Source organism: Sphingomonas sp. Leaf38 (assembly GCF_001421825.1).
Taxonomy (GTDB): Bacteria; Pseudomonadota; Alphaproteobacteria; order Sphingomonadales; family Sphingomonadaceae; genus Sphingomonas.
On record NZ_LMLD01000011.1, the window covers coordinates 218,759 to 239,381 of the forward strand.

Consider the following 20,623-nt stretch of genomic DNA (forward strand, 5'->3'; position numbering starts at 1 on the left):
ATTAATTTTGATTTTCACGACACGCGATCAGTCGCGCCCGACGTTCATCAGAATGGCGTCCGAGGGCAGCATGAGATCGCTGAACGGCAGCAACGCCGCGCCCACCGCCGGTGCGTCGGCGGCCATCGCGGCACGCCGGATCGGCGCGATCGACGGCATATCTGCGGCGTAGCCGGCAAGCGCGTTCGTCAAGGCCGCGACCAAGGCATCGATCAGCGGTTCGGGCAAACGACCTCCCACCAGCACCGCCTGTGGATTGATAAGGCAATTGATCGCGATCATCGGATCGACGAGCATCTCGGCAGCTTCGGCAATCCACGCGTCGATGACGGTCTTCGCACGAACGTCCTCCAAGCCTAGTGCACCAAGAGTTCCACTTTTGCATCCGGCGCCCGACAGGCGATCGTACAAAGCGGAAAGCGACACGCGGCTTTCGATCGACTTTCCGCTCGAGGCGGGAACCCGGCTCAGAATATAGCCGACCTCCCCGCTTCTGGCGGACGCGCCCCTGTAATAGCTTCCATCGATCACGAGTCCGCCGCCAAGCCCTGCACCGATCAGCAGGTAAAAGAAATTGTGGCAATTGCGGCCCGAACCGAACTCCAGTTCGCCCAACGCCGCAGTTGCGGCATCGTTGTCGACATGCAGCGGCCAAGGCATCAGGTCCGCCAGCAAGCCTGCGACGTCGAGGTCGTTCCACACGGAGTAGCCAGCGGGCTGATCATGAAAGCCAGCTTTGCTGAATGGTTCGGGAACCGCGATACCTGCGCCGACGATCCGGTCGACGATCACGCGAGGGTCGTCGCAGCAGGTCGTTACCGCCTCGGCGACAAATGTTCGGACCTGGTCGGGAAGGGCATAGGCGATGTCCTGCGACACGCGCGCGCGGACATTTCCCGCCAGATCGAGAACGACGAAGGTCAAATGGTCGCGGTCGATGTTGATGCCGATGCCGAACGCACCATCGGGATCTATTGCCAATTGCACGGCAGGCTGCCCGCGCCCCTGTTGCAGGCGTCCGACGATCTGGACCAGGCCCGCGGCGATCAGGCGGCGGGAAATCGTTGCGATCGTCGGCGGCGTCAGACCGGTCACCGCGACCAGTTCCTGCCGGGTCGTCACGGCGCGCAGGCGGATCGCCTGCAACACCACGCGCTGGTTGTAATCCGCCGCGCGTTCGAGGTTCGTACCGGACAGGCTGACGGTCAGCCGGGCGTGTCGCCGGTCGGTCATGCTCGTCGTCCCAGTCCCCGCTGGAGGAACTCGCGCATGAGCGCCGTTCTGTCGGGGCTGCTGGGCCCCAGGATACCGCGTGCATGGGCCGGCAGGTGGTCCGCGTCGGCCGCGTCGGCGTCGAACACATAATGATCGAAAAATGCCCGCCAGTTCCGGCGCTCTGCGGCCGGCCGATTTCGGATGGCGAGCATCGCATAGATCAACGCTTCGAAAGCGGACGCATCGTTCGGTGGGCTCCACCAGTAATTGACGAGCAGGTTAAAGCGCTCGGTCGAGCGGACGTGATGCCACCACATCGTCGGCACATAGATCGCGTCGCCGGGCGCCAGCACCGCCGATCGCGCGGTTCCGACTGCCAGGGCATAGCGTGGGAAGCGGTCCAGGTCGGGTGCCAACGGGTCGACCATGCTGACGGGCTGGCCGGAAATCGTGTTTTCCAAAGGCCCGACATACAGGTTCGCGACCTGTTCGGGGGGAAACAGCGTAAAGCTGCGATGGCCCGCAGTCACGCAGGCGATGTTGTCCGCGGTGTCGTAATGCGTCGATACCGTCACCGCATTACCGATCCACAACCTGGGGGATGTCGTCGGCGGGAGCAGCGGCATCGGGTTGTCGGCGGCGAATGTCGGGAAGTGTTCCACCGCGGATGCAGCGCCACTGTAGATTGATGGACCGGTTCCCGACGTCAGATCGCCGAGCAACATATCGGCCACGGCACGGAAAGGCGCCGTCCCGCGGTCGAAGTTGAAGCCGTTCATGTCGTCGCGGTAAAAGAATTTGCCGGCAATGGCGGGGGCGCCGACATAGGTAGACAGCGGCGTGCCCGAGTCATGCGACGCCAGATAGGCGACCAGGTCGCGCTCCGTACGCGATCCTGCGAGGGTAGCCGGCCAGTCCGCCACCAGACCGCGGAGTACCGCGGGTTCACCCATCGGTACAATCTCAGTCTCGAAAATCCGCCTCGTGACGCCGTGCCATTCGCGGACTGGTTTACCGATCGTATCCATGCGGCTGCTTTGCCTTGCTTATCCCGGAAACGAAAGGCTGGAGCGCGCGCCGCTACCACGTTCTTCGACTTCCTGCCCGGACCGTTGCGCGGTCTCGGCGCGCAGGCCAACCTCACCTATATCGACGGCGAGCAGATTGTGCCCGCGGCCGCCAATCTCGCGGGCGGGCGCAATACGGTGCCGGGCGTTTCGAAATACAGCTTCAACATCATCGGCCTGTACGAACTTGGTCCCGCAAGCGTGCGGTTGGCGTATGATTACAGGAGTGCCAACGTCGATGGCCTCGGTGCTCCCGGCGTATTCACCACGGTCTATTCGGATGCGGTAGGTCGCCTCGACCTGCCTGCAAGCTACAACGTGCACAACCATGTCACCCTGACAATGGATGCCACGAACCTGCTTCGGACGCCCGACCATAGCAAGGTGAAGTCGCGGAAATACCCTCGCGACGTTCGCTGGGAGGCGAGGCTGCTGTCTGCCGGTGTGCGCTTCCGCTTCTGGAGCAACCACAACGCGAATGAGTTTGGCGACCGGCAATAGTCTGACATAAGCAGTCGTTCGTCGGCAGGAGGACCTGCAAGGGAGAATATATGCGACATGGCCTGACCTCAGCGGCGGTGTTTGTCTTGATCGTAAGCATCGGGCCCTCGATCGCGCAGGCATTGCATCGGTCAGCCGCACCGTCACCCGCCGGTGGGCAGTCTGTTCCCGCGAGCGGGCGGGGCGGCGATGCGCCGTTCCGTGTTGCAGACGGCACGGTGTCGATCTCCGATGTTGGGGGTAGGGTCTCGCCGATGCTCGAAAGGCAACCGGCCTCGCTTCCCCCAAAGGCCGGTGTCGCGGCGGATGGCGCGGTGCCGGCAGCCGCGCCTCTCGACCTGCCCGTTGCAGCCGCACGTACACCGGGCAAGGCCGTGAAGGAGGCCTATCTTTTCGTCTACTTCACAGGGGATTCGATCGATGGCGAAAAGCTGCGGTTCGCCATATCTGACGGCAACAACGCGTTGCAGTGGCAGGATCTGAACCACGCCAAGCCGGTGTTGGAATCAACATTCGGTACGCGCGGACTGCGCGACCCCTTCATCATGCGCTCGGCGGAAGGAGATCGATTTTTCCTTCTGGCAACCGATCTCTCGACGGGGCGCACCGGGTGGGGGGGCGCCACCGACCGAGGTAGCAGCTATCTCGAAATATGGGAATCCGCCGATCTGGTGCACTGGGGCAAGCAACGCCACGTCAAGGTAAACACACCGCGTGCGGGCATGACGTGGGCACCCGAGGCGAGCTACGATCCAACGATCAGCGCGTACGTGGTATATTGGACGTCGACTATGTTCAAGGACGCTGTCCGGACCAAGGCCGATGACAACGGACCGCAGATCCTCATGTCGACGACCCGCGATTTTCGTAGCTTCACCACGCCCGTGCCGTGGCTGAAGGCCGCCGACGTGCCCGGCCTCGTCCGAAACAAGGGAATGATCGACGCCACGGTGTTGAAGGACGGCGACGACTATTTCCGCTTCGTCAAAGGGACACAGGCACAGGGCTGCGCATCCGCTGACATCCTTGGCCAGCGCTCGACATCGCTGCGAGCGGCCGGCACCTCTGGTGAATGGTCCGTGATCGCGCGCTGTATCGGGCGGACAGCCGGCACGCCCGAAGTCGAAGGGCCGAGCGCATTCGTGGCGAATCCAGGCGATACCGGCGGTTTTCGCTATTATGTGTGGGTCGATAACTACGGCGGCGTCGGCTATATTCCGCTTGGGACAAACTCTCTTTCAGGAGATGTCCGCTGGACGTACCCAAAGAGTTTTCGGCTACCGGCCTCTCCCCGCCACGGCTCCGTACTCGCGATTACAACAGGCGAGCGCGAAGCCCTTGCCGCTCGATGGGGCGTTTCCGATGTGCCCTCCAAGGCCTCTCCGGCATCGGCTAAAACTGAAGGCGATGAATCTCGACTGATGGGCGAAGCCTGGGTCGTTCCATCCGTTGTGGCATCCGACACCAGGTTGCCGGCGCCGGCCGGCGCGCGCGTCGTTTGGGCCTCGGACTGGCCGGGTCTGCATGGGGGAGTCCTGACGAACGGTGGCGCAGAACCGGTAACGATGCACTTGACCGGGACCATCGTGAAGCCCGCAGGCGGATCGATCGTGAAGCGCTTCACGGTGCAAGTACTCGGGCGCGATATGCAACTCCTGTACGCCTATGGTCGTACGCCCACGAGCGCGCACGACGCCAATCAACCCGTCATCGCGCGCAGCGTGCATCTCGCGCTTGGGGGCGATGGAGCCGCGCCGATACCGCTCAACGAGAATTATGGCGTGATCTTCGCCAGGGGCGAGCACACCGGCGTCGATCACGTGGCACTGCGCGGTATCGTCGATCCGTCCCTGTTCTATTTTGCCGATGGAAGCCTTGGCGTCATCGGGACGCAAGTGCAGATGACAGCCACCGCGGATCCTTCGCAAACGTCCGCCGCCCTCGTCTTCAAGGCCGATCCCGTGACACCGGGAAATTTCACCGAGTTGGGCTTGGTCGATCTGCAGACGACGGGTGGGGTCGTCAAACCCATGGCGGTGTGGGACTCGTCGGCCCGCCGCTACGTCGTGGCGTGGCGGGATCGCGCCGGCGACGCGCGCTGGACGACGGTCGAGGATCTGGCTCGGACGCAGAAAATTGTCACGCCCTTCTATCCTGGCGATGGTGGCCGCGTTTCGCGGATAGTTTCGACCGGTAACGTGGGCGCGACACGGTCAGGTCTTGTCGCGACGATCTTCGGGCATGCAGCGGACAGCGCGCGTGCGAACCTTCCCGATGCCGAGGCTGCGAGCAGTCTTCCCGTCAGTGGCCAAACCGCGAACGCCCTCGCGCATCGGTTCGGGCGCGTCGTCAACACGGCCGCGACGGTCGATGCACAAACGATCGCCGCAGGTGATATTGCTGCGGCAACGCGCGCCCGCGTCCGGCTGACGTACTCAGATGGATCGACCGCAACGCGCGGGGTCGACTGGGATGCCGACGACCTTCGGCGTCTGGCTCGGGCCCGCGGTGGCACGCATGCGATTCGGGGAACCGTACGCCTGCCGGTCTACCCGTCGATCTTCGCGTATAATCGGGCGGATCCGACCATCTTTCGCTACGATCATGCCGGCATCAGCCAATATCTGTTCGTTGCCACCGACGACACCGGCAACGACAATGTCGGATCGGTTCATCTACCCCTGCGCACGGCTGACAGCATCGCCGCGCTGGCCGATGCCAATGGCGGCAGAAAGCTCGAGGTGGACCTTCTCAATCGCACCACGAGGAAAGACCGCACCGCAGAAGGGCGGGTGATCGCCGGCTGCTACTGGGCACCGGAACTGCACGAGATAGGCGGCCGGCTCAGCATCCTGTTCGCGCCGTGCTTCAATCCGGCCGACGACCAGTCGAGCGAACGGGGCGATTGGTCCACCGTCGATGCGCATGTGATGCAGCTTCGGGAAGGCGGAAATCCCAGCAATCCTGCCGACTGGTCGAAGCCCGCCGCCGTTCGCAAAAAGGATGGCTCACCGCTCGGTCGGGCGGCGTTCCAGAAGAATATCAGTCTGGATATGTCGTATTTCGAGGCCGATGGACAAGGCTATTACACTTGGTCGCAGCGATATCTATCCACGTCGGCGACGCTCGGAGATCCGTTGACCTGGATCGCCAAAGTCGATCCCGCTCATCCCGCGCGTCTGACGTCAGAACCAAGGCCCATCATCGTTCCCGATCTCTCGTTCGAGGAGAATCTGGCCGAAGGCGCTTTTGCCACTCTCCACGACGGACGCGTGACGCTGGCCTATTCAAGTTCGGGTGTCAGCCCGACCTATGTCGTCGGCGGGGTATGGGCCGACGCGCATGCCGATCTCACCGACATCGACGCTTGGCACAAATATGGCGCGCCGCTTCAAAAGAGCATGCCGATGCCGCCGGGCGTTACGGATTATCGTGCCTATGAGCAGGGACCGGGACATGGCGCGTTTACCACCGATGCGGACGGCACCATGCTGTATGTTTACCACAGCTGGGGCGACGGCGTGGGCGGCAATGGCCGTGATACACGCGTACGTCGTGTCCACTGGGCTGCAACCGGCCGGCCCATCCTCGACATGACCGCCGAAGAAGAGGTCGCGCCGCAAAATCGAGCCGTCACCATGATGGTCACGGCCACAACGCCGACCAGATGATAGGATGTCAAAACGCTTTTCCGTATCGGGCGCGATCAGCGTCCGGCGCTGCATGATCCTCGCACGACCTTCCGGGTGAGCAACACCGTCACGATCGCGCGTGGCGGTACGATCGTGCCTGCCATGCAGTTGGCAACATTTTTCGAGTTGGTGAGGGCCATCTGTGCAGGCCAGCCGCGTGGGAGATCGAGCGCGCGGGGGTTCAGTCCATCATTGACATGGACGAGCACACCCTTTTCCCGTCGGGAGAGATCGCGCCCGCCGTGTCGAGATCGTCGACCGCGATCAGTTTGTAGCCGGGTTTGATGTAACGGCTGAACTGCGCCACCGCCCAATAATTGCGCATAAGATAAATCTGATCATGCAGGTGGCGGGCAAATGCACGTCGGTTTCGATCAGCCCCCAATTCGATCCGGCTCCGGAATGCCCCGTGGTTCCGGCGGCCTGCCAGAAAGTCCAGGCGGCGGTTTGCAGCCGTTCAGGTCGAGCACTATGTGCGCGGCGAATGCGAGCGCGGACGGCATGCCTTCCAGATCCTGCGGGTCCTTGTCGAGCGGCGTATCATTCTCGCTCATCGAACATGATCTCGATACGGCTACGGCGCCTGTAGCGGCGTTTGTCGTATTTGACGGGCTCGAGCCGAGACCTCCGACCTAGGATGCGTGGCTAGATGCCCTTTGCCCGCAAGGCATCCCTGAACCAGTCGTCGTCGTAACCGCGGCCGCCGAGCAGCGATTGCGCCTCGGGCAGATCGTCGAGCAATGCGGCCGCACCGATATAGTCGCTGACCTGTCTGGCAGTCATGAAGAAGCTGAGCGGCGGGCCGTTTGCGTCGGTCACGGCATGGAGCGTCGTGTTCATGACGAGCCGCTCGCGTTCATCGTGATCGACTATTGCGTTGCCGGGTCGGGCGCTGTGAAATTCATCGCCAGCGCGCGCGGGGTGCGGCCCAATCTGCCGATTCTGTTCATTAGCGGCCAGTTCAATCTCACCGGCGTCGCGCACGAAGCCGTGCTGCTCAAGCCATTTCTCCCCGAGCAACTGTCAAAGGCCGTGCTGGATATGGTCGAACGGTCACAACGCCTCGACGCGCGTGATGCGTCGCTCGATAGCATGGCCGCGCGGTTCAAGTCCGCCGTCCTCAACCGCGTGCTCACGCAGTGGCGAGGCGAGCGATCGGGCGAGACGTTGCCGGCGCTAAACCGCGTGCCCATCACGCGTGACGAACGGGATTTCGTCGCCGAGGTCGTGGTCGATCAGACGTACGTGCCGATGACCTTCGAACTGGTACAGGTCGGCGCAGAACTTAGCCGGCGGGCCGAAACCGATTTCACGTGGTGGCGGATCGATGGCACCGGCGACGATAGCGAGATGACGCAGGAAGGGGCGTATCGGCGCTGCGTGCGATCGCGAAAGCCCACCTACGACTTTGCGCGTTTCGACTTCGGATCGGAAGACACCTCCTTTTTCGAACGGCTTTTGCTCCCCTGTTCCGAAGACGGAGCCGAAGTCACAAGTTTGATCGCCGTCGTCAATTTTGACGAGACCGATCCTGCAGAGGGGCAATAGGCCATGAGCGTCCGCTTCGATCAACCGGACCTCGCACGGGCTGTCGAGCGGCTCGAGGTCAAGGAGATCGATGCGCTGCCCTTCGGCGCGATCCGGCTCGATCCCAAGGGGGCGGTCGTTCTGTTCAGCGAAGCCGAGGCGCGCCTCTCCGGTTTTGGTGCACGCCCCCGGATCGGCCTGAACTTCTTCACCCAGATTGCCCCCTGCATGAACACCGAGAGTTTTCGATCCGCCGCCGAACGCGCGGTCAGTGTGGGTACGTTCAATGCCGAGTTCACGCATATCGGCGATTTCGACGACCGCGACCGCGAACTTACGGTGAAGATCCAGTCGGCCAGCGATGGTGGGATGTGGATTTTCCTGCGACGGGAAAGCTAGAGCCGCGATGCAGTCCGTGGCGGACGGAAATCCGGGCTTCACGACCGCGCCCTTCGATCGAGGGACAGCACTGGCAAATCCCCGCTGTCCTTGGTCCGTTGCACCCGCGGCTTCGGTATCGCCGTCGAGCATATCGGCGTGACGGTAGATTGGCCCGATGATCGCATAGGCCAAGCCGTGCGCCGGTGTGCCTGGCACGTGCCGCTGCGATATCCATCTTATTCTGTGGCCCATGAGAGAGGGGCGAGCCGACCTTGGTCTCGCAGTATCCGGGCCTGAATTCTCGGGACCTTGTAAAACCATGCGGTTTGCCGCGGCGAATCCTCCGGTGTCGATCATTGCAGGAACGCGGGGTGGCGGGTAGCGCTGGGGCGTAACCGATAGGACGATGCTGTGATGCTTACCAAGCGCGCGTTTGTAGGACTGCTGATGGCGGGCACGACGCTGCCGCTGATCCGGCCCGTGATCGCCAGCGCGGCGACCGGTCCCGCCAATGACGATGCGCGGCTCCTGCGCTTTCTCGACGCCGCGTTCGATGCCAGTGTCGCGCTCAGTCCCGAGACGCAGACCAGCCTCGGCCTGAAGACCAACTATGACCGGCTCGACGATTATACCGACGCTGCCGCGCGGCGCGCGCAGGCGTTGGCGGATGCGCAACTCGCCGACCTGCACCGCAGTTTCGCGGTCGATCGGCTCGGCCCCGACGCGCGGCTGAGCTACCGCCTGTTCGAGGCACAGGTCGCCACGGACCGGCGTCAATTCGCGTTCCGCGACTATGTCTTTCCGGTGTCGACGAATGGCAGCCCGGCGGGCAATATTCCGGTGTTCCTCATCAACCAGCACAGCATCGCCACGGTGGCCGATGCGCAGGCGTACGTGGCGCGGGTGCGCGATTCGCTGCGTGTCATGCGGGAGGTCGCCGCCACCATGCGGAAGCAGGCGGCCAAGGGCATCGTGCCGCCAAAGATGGTGTTCGCGCCCGCGCGTGGCGATGCGCGCCAGGTGATCACCGGTGCGCCGTTCGATAGCGGCGCGGACAGCAGCCTGCTCACCGATTTCAAGGCGAAGGTCGGCAAGCTGGCCGTGACAGACGCCGTCAAGACCGCGCTGATCGGGGATGTCGTCGCGGCGCTGAAAGGCCCGTTCCGGCAGGGCTTCGACCTGCTCTTTGCCGCGCTCGACGAGATCGAGCCGCTCGCCAAGGGCAATGACGGCGCCTGGAGTTTGCCGGGCGGCGACGCCTATTATCAGGCGCGCCTGGCCTATTACACCACCACCGATATGACGGCGGAGCAGATCCATCAGCTTGGGCTGGATCAGGTGCGGTCGATCCACGCCGAAATGACCGCGGTCATGACGCGGGCGGGCTTTGCCGGATCGTTGCAGGACCTGTTCACCGCGCTGCGGTCCGACCCGAAGTTCAAATATCCCAACACCGATGCCGGCCGCCAACTCTACCTCGCCGATGCGCGTGCCGCGATCGCGCAGACGATGGCCGCCGCGCCGCGCTTCTTTCGTCGCCTGCCAAAGGCCCCGCTCGAGGTCAGGGCGGTCGAGACCTGGCGGCAGGAGACCGCCGCGGTCGCCTTCTACGACCAGCCCGCGCCCAATGGCTCGCGGCCGGGCATCTTCTACGTCAATCTCGCGGACATGACGCAGGTGCAGAAGACGCAGGTCGAGGGGATTGCGCATCACGAAGGCGCGCCAGGGCATCACTTCCAGATCGCCCGCGCGCAGGAACTGACGGGCGTGCCCAAGTTCCGCCGCTTCGGCTATTATGGCGCGTACACGGAGGGTTGGGGCTTGTACTCGGAACGGCTCGCCAAGGAGATGGGCGCGTATCGCGATCCCTATTCGGAACTCGGGATGCTGGCGCTTCAGGTGTGGCGCGCGTGCCGGCTGGTGCTCGACACGGGGATGCATGCCAAGCGCTGGAGCCGCGATCGGGCGATCGCCTATTTCACGCAGAACGCGCCGCTCTCGGCGCGCGACGTGGTCAAGGAGGTCGATCGCTACATCAACAACCCCGGCCAGGCGACGAGCTATATGGTCGGGCAGCAGCGGATAGCGGCGCTCCGGCGCAAGGCGGAAGCCGCACTGGGCGCGCGCTTCGACATCCGCGACTTCCACGAGGTCGTGCTGGCGCATGGCGCGCTGCCGCTCGGCGTGCTGGCCGAACAGGTCGATGCGTGGATCGCCGCGGCCTGAGACTGCGGTCGCGTGGCGGATCCGGCACGCCAATGTCTGAAAAACTCGGGGACCAAGCGGCGGCGGCGGGTGACACGAGAGATGCCCGACGCCACCGCCCGATCGCCCGAACCGACGATCAGCTGACCGGCACCCCGCCGGTCACCGCGATCACCGCGCCTGTCATGTAGCTCCCCTCGGCAGACGCCAGGAGGACATAGGCGGGGGCAAGTTCGGCGGGCTGACCGGCCCGACCCAGCGGCGTATCCTGGCCGAGCTTCTCTAGTTCCTCCGTCGACTTGGCGATCGGTTGGATTGGGGTCCAGATCGGGCCGGGTGCCACGGCGTTGACGCGGATGCCCTTGGCGATCAGCAGATTGGACAATCCGACCGTCAGGCTGGAGATCGCGCCCTTGGTTGCCGCGTAGACGATCATGCTCTTGGTCGCGACCTTGGCCTGCTCGCTGGTCGTGTTGATGATCGCGGCACCGGGCTTCATGTGCGGCGCCGCGGCCTTGGCGAGACGGATCATCGCGAACACGTTGGCGGCAAACGCGGCCTGCATCTCGTCGTCGTCGATGCTGTCCAGCTCTTCGTTCATGGTCTGCTGCGCGGCGTTGTTGACCAAGATGTCGAGCCCGCCGAGGTCTGCCACCGTGCTGGCCACCAGCGCGGCGCAGTGATCGCGGTCGCGAATGTCGCCGGGGATCAAAATGCAGCGCCGCCCCGCCTTTTCGACCCAGGCCTGCGTATCCTCGGCATCCGCCTGCTCGACCGCGAGATAGGAGATCGCGACGTCCGCGCCCTCCCGCGCATAAGCTATTGCGACCGCTTTGCCGATGCCCGAGTCGCCGCCGGTGATGAGCGCCACCTTGCCCGCGAGCAGACGCTTGCCGACATAGCTGTCCTCGCCATGGTCGGGTTTGGTCTTCATGTTCGCGACGAGCCCAGGACTTGGCTGCTGCGGTTCGCCAGGAAAGCTGGTCGGATGGATGTTGCGGGGATTTACCGTCATGAAGCGTGTCCTACTGGTTTGCTGATCGAACAATTCGACGACCGTTAAGTGCCGCTCGTTTCGACATAAGGCCCGACGGCAACGACCCGCGCATGTCGATCCGGCGCGCTAGGCCGTCATCGAGGCGACCGTCGCCGCAACGAGGGGCTGGGCCTTGCGCCGTCGCACTGGTCGCGACGTCCTCAATCGCCGGACTCCAGGAACCGGTCGGCGGTACGCAGCGACAGCGCCATGATCGTCAGCGCGGGGTTCGCCGCCAGCGCGCTGGGGAAAATAGAATTGTCGCAGATCAGCAGATTGGGAATGTCGAAGCTGCGACCGTCCGCGTCGACCACCGCCTCGCCGCCGTCATGCCCCATGCGACAGGTGCCGATGGTATGCGCGGAGCGATCGACGGCGAAGATGTCCTTCGCGTCCGCCGCCGTCCAGATGTCGGTCAGCGTGCGACGGGCGTGGCGATCGATCGCGTGTTCGTTGGCATGGTAGCTAAAGTCGATGCGCGCCTTGCGGTGGCCGAAGGCGTCGGCCTCGTCGGCAAGCGTCAGGCGATTGTCCGGATGGGGAAGGCATTCGCCGTTGATCCCGATCCCCGCCAGCCGATTATAGTTGCGCAGGATCGTCTGGAGTCGTTCGCCCCACATGCCGGCGCCGCGCGCGAGACCCGTGGCGAGAGTGACCGGCAGTACCCCCAGGCTCTGGATCAGGTAACCACCGGCGCAGTCGGCATCGCCAGGCCGCAACATATCCTCGCTGATGAGCGACGACGGATAGCCGCGGTTCATCCGCATATCGGCATCGAACCGGCCCCAGACCTGGGTGGCGACATGCGCCATGAAGTTTCGCCCGACCTGACCGCTCGAATTGGCGATGCCGAGGTTGAGCAGCAGGCGCGGTGTTTCGACGCCACCTGCGCACAGGAAGACCGCGGAACAGCGCTGTCGACGCTCTTCACCATCCTGCAGATAGACGACGGCGTTGATCCGGCCGCTGCCGTCGAACTCGAACGACAATACCCGGCACCCGGCGCGGATTTCGGCACCATGCGCCGCGGCGAGCGGCAGGTACGTGGTGTCCATGCTCGTCTTGGCGGCGTTGCGACAGCCTTGATGACAGGCGCCGCAATTCACGCAGGCCTGCCGCTGTCCCCAATGCGGTTGATCGCGATCGCGCGACACCAGCGCGGCGGGTGCGTCGGTCGCGGTTATGCCGACCGCCGCGCAGCCACGTGCCATCGCGTCGGCTGCGGCATTGCGCTCCACCGGTGGATACTCGTAGTGGCGGTCCTGGTCCCAGGGATACCGTGCCGGCCCCGAAACCCCGGTGAACTGCTCCACTTCCTCGATGTAGCGGATCAATGCGGCATGATCGACTGGCCAGTCCGCGCCCTCGCCGGTCAGCGTCTTCAACTGCAGATCGCGCGGGTCGGGGCGGGGGCAGAAGGCACCCCAATGCAGCGTCGACCCGCCGACGCCCATGCCCGAATTGTTCGCGCCGAACGCGGTGGGGTTCGCACCACCGCTCAGTCGCTCCTCCATCCAGTAAATGTCGGCCGCGACCTCGTCGGCGACATGCTCGTCCGGGTGGAACGCACGCCCGGCCTCAAGCGCAACGACCGACAGACCCGCTTTAGCGAGACGCGCGGTGAGCGGCGCGCCACCGGCGCCCGTGCCGATGACGACCGCATCGACGATGTCCGTCGTGGCATTGCGAGCGCCGGCAGTGCGAAGGGGCATCATGCCGCGCGCTCCGGTGCGGATTGCCAGCTTTCCACATCGTCGGCGGCGGTGCGCGTGTACCCCTGCTTGCGATGCGCATCGCCGCCCACGGCGAATCCATCATAGCCGATTGCGGCCATCGTCGTCGGCAACGACATCCAGACGCGGACAACCTCCGCGCGAACGTCCTCAAACCATAACTTCATCTGCTCGGGCGAAAGATACGCCTCGTCATCCGCGATACCCGCCTCTCCCTTGGCAACAGTTTCAAGGAGGCCGGCGCTGACGTGCGTGTCCTGCGCGGCGACACCACCCGTCATCCTGCGCAATGTCGCCAGGCCGCGGATCCAGGCATCGTTATCGGCCGGCAAGTCGGCGAACCGCCAGCCATCGCCGTCCCCTTGGGCAACGCCGGCTGCGACACGCTGCGCCAAGCGGTGGTCGGCACCGCAATCCGGCAGAATCTGCGCGATCAGCGCAGCAAGCGTGGCATGGTGCGCATCACTCCAGGGCGCAGCGTCGCGGGGAGGGCGCAGTCTTTCCAGCATCACCCGGCGCGTCCTCTTGCTGACCCGGGCGGAGCCGAGGATCTGCGCGAACGCGGTCGGTAGCGCAGACGCCGCAACTTCGCTTGCGTGGTCGCGGATCAGGGCGGCAAGCGCTTGGGGGCGTTCGTAGGGGATCAGGTGCGCCGCGTTGGCCACCACCCGCACTTCGGACGTGACATAATGCGGCACGTTGAGCCGCCGCTGGGCATCCTCACCGAGATCGCCGTCTTCGCCGCCAGCGACGATCAATGCCGGAATGGTGATCTTTCCGGCGGCGGCGCGCCAGTCTTCGCGACTGCCGCGCTCGAGCCATCCAAGCCACGCCTCCCGGCTTGTGTGGAGGACATCGTCGATCGCCGATGCACGCAGCGGATCGGGGAGCGGCGCGACGGTATTGGCGTCGACGAAGGTGGCGGCATCGTCACGTGCGATCTGGCCATCGGCGAACCAGCCGATCATCTGCGCCCGGCGATCGTCGTCCATCGGTTCGGGCGCGGGGGGCGATGCCGCGACGAGAACGACGCCGAGAACGCCCGACAGACCCGTCTCCCCCGCTGCCGCGCGGGCCGCAACCAGCGTTGCGATCTTGCCGCCCATGCTGTGCCCGACAACAACGCACCGGACGAGTCGGCGGGATCGGATCTCGTCGGCCAGCCAATCGGTCATCGTGGCGACGTCGGCATGACCGGCACCTGCAGCGCCGCCGAATCCGGGCAGGTCGAGCGCGACGCACGCGTATTCGGGAAGACTGTCGATGACATGCTCCCATTCGCGCGCGCTGGCGCCGAGCGCATGGAGAAACACCAATGTAGGTCCGGTCATGAAGCCTCGCGAGATATCCTCCTGCCGGACGATGCAGGACCCTGTCCGTTCCCCCCGCATGCGCCGACAAAGGCAATCTCGATCAATTCGCCGTCATTTTGCGTGCCGCGAAGGGGCGATCAACATCGTCGCAGTCGCGCCCGATGTCGGTCGCGCTTTCCGGGATGGCGCGCGACGAGGACAGATTGATGACCGTATCCGGCGGAGGCCAGCGGCGTGAGCCGGCATCCGGCTCCGCGCTTGCGTATGGCCCGACAACGGCGCAGTTCGCCGCTGCAGACACGAGATAGCGGAGACCCCGAATGACCGAGACCGCCGAATATACGCCGCCCAAGGTCTGGACCTGGGACAAGCAGAGCGGAGGCCGGTTCGCCAGCATCAACCGCCCGATCGCCGGTGCCACGCACGACAAGGACCTGCCGGTCGGCAAGCACCCGCTCCAGCTCTACTCGCTTGCAACGCCCAACGGCGTGAAGGTGACCGTGATGCTCGAGGAGCTGCTCGCCGCCGGTCATACCGACGCCGAATACGACGCCTGGCTCATCAAGATCATGGACGGGGACCAGTTCGGCAGCGGCTTCGTCGATGCCAATCCCAACTCGAAAATCCCGGCGCTGGTCGACCGCAGCGGCGCTGAACCGATCCGCGTGTTCGAATCGGGATCGATCCTCGTCTATCTCGCCGAGAAGTTCGGCGCGTTCCTTCCGACCGATGTCGCCAGGCGCGCCGAGGTGCTGTCGTGGCTGTTCTGGCAGATGGGGGCGGGGCCGATGCTGGGTGGCGGCTTCGGGCATTTCTATGCCTATGCACCCGTGAAGATCGAATATGCGATCGATCGTTTCGCGATGGAGGTCAAACGCCAGCTCGACGTGCTGGATCGGCGGCTGGGTGAAAGCCAGTATCTCGGTGGCGACGACTATTCGATCGCCGACATGGCGGTATGGCCTTGGTACGGCGCGCTTGTGACGGGCCAGGTATATGATGCCGCCGACTTCCTTCAGGTCAAAGACTATACGAACGTCCTGCGCTGGACCGACTTGGTCGGCGCGCGGCCGGCGGTCCAGCGCGGGCGGATGGTCAACCGGATCATGGGCGATCCCGCCAGCCAACTCCATGAACGCCATGACGCCGGCGACTTCGAAACCCGCACCCAGGACAAGCTCGACGGGGCAGCGGCGAAAAACCAGACGGGGTGACGCGCGGAGCAACCTGCCTTCAGACGTCGCCCGGATCATACCCGGTCCGGCGACGTCGCCGCCGGCATTGACGGGCTAGGGCATGCTGGTCGCGCCGCGTACCGGCTGCAGGCTCGATTCAGCGCCGTCGGTCTTTCACCGGGCACCGGCTATTTGAGCAGTTTCAACACGTCCTGTTGGCTCTGGTTCGCTTGCGCCAGCATCGCTGTCGATGCCTGATTCAGGATCTGCGCCTTCGCCAGAGTGACCGTCTCTGCCGAAAAGTCCGTGTCCTCGATGCGAGAGCGGGCGTCGGTCAGGTTGGTGGTGGCGCTCGTCATGCTGTTCACGCTGGCCTGGATGGCATTTTGCGAGGCGCCAAGGCCGGCCCTGACGGTGCCGATCGAGGCGATCAGATCGTCGACCCGGCTCAGCGTATTGGCGGTTCGATAGGGGTTGGTCACGTTCATCTCGTCCGTGAAGGTAAACGACTTCCACTTGGGGTAGCGGGCGAGTGCGTCGCTGTACCAGCTGTCGCCCGGTCGTTGCGGGGGGCTGAAGCCGATATCGTCCAGCGTGACGGCGCGCCCCCCGACGCGTGCGTCCGCAGTGTAGTCGTCGAAGGTGATCAGATGCGTCGTTTCGCCGGCGTAGACAGCCGGTCGCGTGAGCCGCGCATCGCTGACGACCCGATAATAGTTCGTCGTGACGGGCGGGATCGAAACCGCAATCGTATCGCGCGTATCCGGACCAATCTGCAGCGCGATCGACGTTCCCTCGTTGATCGGTCCGCGGCTTGGGTCGGAATTTGCGGGCTGCGTGTTGAACAGACTTCGCCCGTTGAAGGACGTGGCCTTCAGCGTTGCCGCGATCTGCGTCGCAAGCGCCGTGACCTCGGTCTGCATGTTGGCGCGGTCCGCCACCGTGTAGGTGCCCGATGCCGACTGGACGGTCAGTTCGCGAATGCGCTGCGCCATATCCGTAACTTCGCCGAGCGCGGCGTCGGCCGTTTCGATCAGGCTGATCCCGTCGACCGCGTTGCGGACGGCCTGGTTCATTCCTCTGATCTGCGCAGTCATCGACGTCGAAATTGCCAGTCCGGCGGCATCGTCGGCGGCGGAATTGATCCGCTTGCCCGTCGAGAGATGCGTCATGGATTTGTCGAGCGATGTCTGGGCGAGACGCGATGCATTCTGCGCGCGAAGCGCCGCGACGTTGGTGTAGATGCCGGTCATCGAATCCTCCCGAATGCGCGGCCTCGGCGCGCTGCGACCGGAACCTATCGGGGGCGGTGGGGGTCGCGGCATCCGGTAAAATCCCGGATACTTAATTCGGCATTAGTCACCGTTCGGCATGGGTAGCCGGGCGGCGTCGACCCGCCGCGCGGGGTTGCGCGGCCGCGTCAGTCGACGTTGGGAATGATGGTCGATCCCGCCGGGACCGCGGCCGGATGAAAGTCGATATATTTGCGGCCGAACAGCGCCGGGCTCTCGACGAACTGCTGGTGGATCGTCGGCGTGACGGTCTCGGGATGCGCCTTGCCCTGCACCCAGATGTCGGCGGTCGGGGCATCGCCACCGATCGTGATACCGAGCGGCGCCATCAGCGAATGCAGCAGCATCTCGTCGGGACAATCCGAGTAGCGGAAGCACCGCATATACCAGGGATTTTCGTCGAGAAACCGCAGGATCTTGGCGACGGCCTCACGCTCGAACAGCCACCACGCGCCGCCGCCATACAGGTGGATGCCGCGCAGTTTGCTCAGCGATCGGTCGGGCAGGCGCGGGAACACCTTGCGCAGGATCCGCCAGGCGATCGGGTTCTGCACGTCGTGCAGCCAGTAGCGGGTATAGCGTTCGAGCGGCTTGTGGCTCACCGGCATCGCGGTCAGCTCCATGAGATTGGCCGAGCCCGCGGGAAAACCGGCGATCCGGTCGCGGATCTGCGCGTCGGTCTTCACCGGATAGCATTGCCCGCTCATATGATAGAAATGCGTGATCGTCGGATCGCGAAAGGCGGCGCGCAAGAGCCGCAGGACGCCCTCGACCTGACTCAATCCGCCCCAGTTCACCTGTACGCGATCGTCCAGGAAGGTCGCCTTGTCGCGCAGCGCGGCGAACGGCGCGATGTCCGATTTGCGGTCGATATGGACGAACGGCATCCACAACTCTCCCTGAAGCCGGTCGAGCAGCAGCGCGAGTTGGTCGGGACGATGATAGGCACGGATCAAGGCGGCGATCTTCAAGCGGCGGTCCTTTGCTGATAAAGGCGGGCGCGGTGGGCGAAACGCGTCATGTCCGTGCCTGACGCGCCAGCGAAAGCCGCAGGTCGCCGAGCGCGCGGCTGATCTCCCGCCAGGTCGGGTGGTTTGTGAGGGCGAGCGCGACCACCCACAGCGCGATGCCGAGGATCGAGGCCATCGCGGTGCGAAGCGAGAGCAGTTCGCCGTCGCGCACCAGCAGAATCACGGGGAGGCAGGCGGCGAGCGTGCCCACCGCGCTTCTCGCGTACATCAGCGCCAGCGCGCGGCCCGCAAAGCCGACGATCCGGCGCATCATGCCGATATAGATCATGTACCAGATCACCGCATAGACCAGCCGCGCCGCTGCCGCCGCCTCCAGCCCGAACCGCACCAGGCAGATGAGGCAAATCAGCGCCGCCGCGGTGTCGATCAGGTTGCGGATCAACAACTCGCGGAGATGCCCGGATATCAGCGGCACTTCGGTGTGGAGCGGCAGCGCGAAGAACAGCAATTCGCTCAGTGCGACCCAGCGAAGCGCCTGCGCAGCCTCGCCCCAACCCTCACCGTAGATCAGTGTCACGATCGGTGTGGCCAGCAGCGACAGCAGCAGCATCGCCGGCCACAACACGCTCGTGTAGCAACCGACCAGATCCAGATAGGGCTGGTCGAGCGTCTTCTTGGCCCGCACCAGTTGCGCGAAGTGGCTGAAGAAGACCGAGGCCAGGCCACCGTCGAGCAGGGTGCGCAAGCCATCGACCATGCCCGCCGCGCGCCCGAACAGGCCGACCGCATGCATCCCCAGCACGTTGCCGATGATCAGATCGGGTGAGCGCGTGCCGATCGCGCCGCTGACCGCGAGCACGGTGGTACCCGAGCCGAACGAGACGATCGGCCGTGCGCCCTCGAAACTGAACCGCAGGCGGACCCGCCGGGGGCCGAGCCACTGCGCCATCGTCGCGCGCGCGACCTGTTGTGCGAGGAAGCCGAGCGCCAGCGCGATCGGGCCATACCCCCACAACGCGAACGTCACCGATATGGCGGCGTTGGCGGCGGCGGCGGCCATGTTGATGAACGCAAGCGTCCTGAAATCGACCGCGCGTTGCAACAGCGCGATCGGCACGGTGTTGAACGGCAGCAGCAGGAAGGCGGCGGCGATCAGCAGCATGATCGGGATCAGCGTCGGATTGGCGTAGTACCACGCCATCGGGAGACTCAGCCCGGCGATCGTCGCGCTGATCGCGACGCCGACGCACAGCGTGATCGTGGTGCAGGTGTCGAGCACTCGATCGGTCAATTCCTCGGACCGGACGACGTAGCGGTTGAGCCCGAAATCCTGCAGATTGGAGATCACGCCGGCGGCGGCGAAACCCACCGAGAAGGTGCCGAAGGCAGAGGGCGGCAGCAGATAGCGCGCCAGATACACGCTCACCGCGAAATTGAAGGCGAACACCAGCCATTGCCCGCTGACCGACCATAAGGCGGCTTTGCGTACCGCCATTATTTGCCCCTTGGTGCGAAATAGGAGCGGGCGAGATTACCCGCGAGTTGTCCCGCACCGCGGATTTGTCCGTAGCGCAGCATCCGCGCGACCGCACGCGTCGCGGGACGCCGATCGCCGCCCTCCGCCACATAGTCGCCGATCAGGCGGGCGCCGCCCGAGGTCAGGGCGGGCAGCGAATAGAGCAGCTTCGGCGCAACGCGCGCGCGCACCTTCCGCGCGATTCCCGGCATGCCGAAAATCCTGTCCAGCTCGTCGAGATGATCGACACCCGGCAGCGCCGACAGGCCCTCGGTCGGGTCGGGGCGGCCGCTGCTGCGCTGGAGATGCGCCTGCCAGGCGACCGCGGCGCCGATCGCGGTATGCAGCAGATGCTGGAAGGTGACCTGTTGGGGATTGACGCAATAGCGATACAGGATTTCGTCGACGCTGCACAATTTGGTGACCTCGGACAGCCGCAGCCACAGGTCGTAATCCTCGCAGTGCCGATAGATCTTGCGATAGCCGCCGACCTTCTCGAACGCCGCCTTGGCGATGATCGCGCTCGGATGGCTCATCAGCGGCAGCAGTTCCATCGCCGCGAGGAACGTGGTGGCGTCGCGCGGATAGTCGTTGGTCAGGCGGATCGTCCTGCCCTGTTCGTCGACATTGACCATCTGCGTGCCGATCACGCCGTGATCCGGATGCCGGTCGAGAAATTCGAGCTGCGTCGCGAACCGGTGCGGCAGCGATTCGTCATCGCCGTCCATCCGCGCGATCCAGTCGCTGTGCGCCATCGCGAAACCGCGATTGAGGCTGGCGACGAGACCGCGATTCTCCTGTTCGACCAGCCGGATTCGCGGGTCGGTCGCGGCGAGGTGGCGCAGGATTTCGGTCGAGCCATCGGTCGAGCCGTCGTTGACGATGATGAATTCGAAATCGCGATACGTCTGGTCGAGGATGCTCGCGACCGCGCGTTCGACGAACGGCGCGTTGTTGTACACGCTCATCAAAACCGACAACCGCATCAACCACATCCTC

At 64.6% G+C, this 20,623-nt stretch carries 17 protein-coding genes and 1 pseudogene; 6 read left to right on the forward strand and 12 right to left on the reverse strand.

The annotated features are described in order from the left end of the window. Positions 1-27: 27 nt before the first annotated feature. Complete coding sequence (locus ASE88_RS08415; protein ID WP_056477503.1) at positions 28-1,233, reverse strand: ROK family transcriptional regulator; 1,206 nt, start codon at positions 1,231-1,233, stop codon at positions 28-30. Next, positions 1,230-2,243 (reverse strand): cupin-like domain-containing protein, encoded by a 1,014-nt coding sequence (locus ASE88_RS08420; RefSeq protein WP_082466399.1) that lies wholly within the window; start codon positions 2,241-2,243, stop codon positions 1,230-1,232. Before ASE88_RS08420 ends, ASE88_RS08415 begins: the two co-directional genes overlap by 4 nt. Here ASE88_RS08420 and ASE88_RS08425 point away from each other — a divergent pair. Both ASE88_RS08425 and ASE88_RS08430 read left to right on the forward strand, forming a co-directional pair. Continuing rightward, on the forward strand, positions 2,208-2,783 hold the full coding sequence (locus tag ASE88_RS08425; RefSeq protein ID WP_156348154.1) for a TonB-dependent receptor: 576 nt from the start codon (positions 2,208-2,210) through the stop codon (positions 2,781-2,783). The genes ASE88_RS08420 and ASE88_RS08425 overlap by 36 nt on opposite strands. A gap of 50 nt (positions 2,784-2,833) precedes the next feature. After that, positions 2,834-6,454 carry a family 43 glycosylhydrolase gene (locus tag ASE88_RS08430; RefSeq protein WP_082466401.1) on the forward strand — a complete coding sequence of 1,207 codons (3,621 nt, stop codon included), beginning with the start codon at positions 2,834-2,836 and terminating at the stop codon, positions 6,452-6,454. Positions 6,455-6,656: 202 nt separating this feature from the next. On the opposite strand, the gene ASE88_RS19110 is transcribed toward ASE88_RS08430, so the two are convergent. The 3 genes and pseudogenes from ASE88_RS19110 to ASE88_RS08435 all read right to left on the reverse strand — a co-directional run. Next, entirely contained in the window at positions 6,657-6,800 is a 144-nt protein-coding gene (locus ASE88_RS19110; RefSeq protein WP_162233409.1) for a hypothetical protein, read from the reverse strand. Positions 6,801-6,849: 49 nt separating this feature from the next. Further along, positions 6,850-7,029 (reverse strand): hypothetical protein, encoded by a 180-nt coding sequence (locus tag ASE88_RS18880; protein ID WP_156348153.1) that lies wholly within the window; start codon positions 7,027-7,029, stop codon positions 6,850-6,852. A gap of 1 nt (position 7,030) precedes the next feature. Beyond that, positions 7,031-7,315, reverse strand: a pseudogene (locus ASE88_RS08435) (transposase); the annotation flags it as partial. On the opposite strand from ASE88_RS08435, the gene ASE88_RS08440 reads away from it, so the two are divergent. From ASE88_RS08440 to ASE88_RS08450, 3 genes are all read left to right on the forward strand, one after another. Then, entirely contained in the window at positions 7,298-8,023 is a 726-nt protein-coding gene (locus ASE88_RS08440; protein WP_156356987.1) for a hypothetical protein, read from the forward strand. The pseudogene ASE88_RS08435 and the gene ASE88_RS08440 sit on opposite strands and share 18 nt — an antisense overlap. A gap of 3 nt (positions 8,024-8,026) precedes the next feature. Further along, complete coding sequence (locus tag ASE88_RS08445) at positions 8,027-8,401, forward strand: hypothetical protein (RefSeq protein WP_056477509.1); 375 nt, start codon at positions 8,027-8,029, stop codon at positions 8,399-8,401. Positions 8,402-8,797: 396 nt separating this feature from the next. Then, a complete protein-coding gene (locus tag ASE88_RS08450; protein WP_055874522.1) occupies positions 8,798-10,609 on the forward strand; it encodes a DUF885 domain-containing protein in 1,812 nt (603 codons plus the stop codon). 118 nt (positions 10,610-10,727) lie between these two features. Here the strand turns inward: ASE88_RS08450 and ASE88_RS08455 are convergent, their stop codons facing one another. The 3 genes from ASE88_RS08455 to ASE88_RS08465 all read right to left on the reverse strand — a co-directional run bounded on the left by ASE88_RS08455 (position 10,728) and on the right by ASE88_RS08465 (position 14,688). Continuing rightward, entirely contained in the window at positions 10,728-11,603 is an 876-nt protein-coding gene (locus ASE88_RS08455; RefSeq protein WP_056477510.1) for an SDR family oxidoreductase, read from the reverse strand. Between the two features lie 182 nt (positions 11,604-11,785). Beyond that, positions 11,786-13,339 (reverse strand): GMC family oxidoreductase, encoded by a 1,554-nt coding sequence (locus ASE88_RS08460; protein WP_235527882.1) that lies wholly within the window; start codon positions 13,337-13,339, stop codon positions 11,786-11,788. Beyond that, positions 13,336-14,688, reverse strand: coding sequence for an alpha/beta fold hydrolase (locus tag ASE88_RS08465; protein WP_056477513.1), 1,353 nt, complete (start codon positions 14,686-14,688; stop codon positions 13,336-13,338). The genes ASE88_RS08460 and ASE88_RS08465 overlap by 4 nt, the downstream gene beginning before the upstream one ends. A gap of 302 nt (positions 14,689-14,990) precedes the next feature. Between ASE88_RS08465 and yghU the strand changes: the two genes are divergently transcribed. After that, complete coding sequence (gene yghU, locus ASE88_RS08475; RefSeq protein ID WP_056477517.1) at positions 14,991-15,884, forward strand: glutathione-dependent disulfide-bond oxidoreductase; 894 nt, start codon at positions 14,991-14,993, stop codon at positions 15,882-15,884. 149 nt (positions 15,885-16,033) lie between these two features. On the opposite strand, the gene ASE88_RS08480 is transcribed toward yghU, so the two are convergent. From ASE88_RS08480 to ASE88_RS08495, 4 genes are all read right to left on the reverse strand, one after another. Then, entirely contained in the window at positions 16,034-17,098 is a 1,065-nt protein-coding gene (locus ASE88_RS08480) for a flagellin (protein WP_055874508.1), read from the reverse strand. A 167-nt stretch (positions 17,099-17,265) separates the two neighbouring features. After that, entirely contained in the window at positions 17,266-18,108 is an 843-nt protein-coding gene (locus ASE88_RS08485) for a beta-1,6-N-acetylglucosaminyltransferase (RefSeq protein WP_055874505.1), read from the reverse strand. A gap of 46 nt (positions 18,109-18,154) precedes the next feature. Beyond that, complete coding sequence (locus ASE88_RS08490) at positions 18,155-19,603, reverse strand: oligosaccharide flippase family protein (protein WP_055874502.1); 1,449 nt, start codon at positions 19,601-19,603, stop codon at positions 18,155-18,157. Beyond that, the gene (locus tag ASE88_RS08495) at positions 19,603-20,610 is read right to left on the reverse strand and encodes a glycosyltransferase family 2 protein (protein ID WP_162233410.1); all 1,008 of its coding nucleotides are present in this window, start codon (positions 20,608-20,610) and stop codon (positions 19,603-19,605) included. The genes ASE88_RS08490 and ASE88_RS08495 overlap by 1 nt, the downstream gene beginning before the upstream one ends. Positions 20,611-20,623 lie beyond the last annotated feature (13 nt).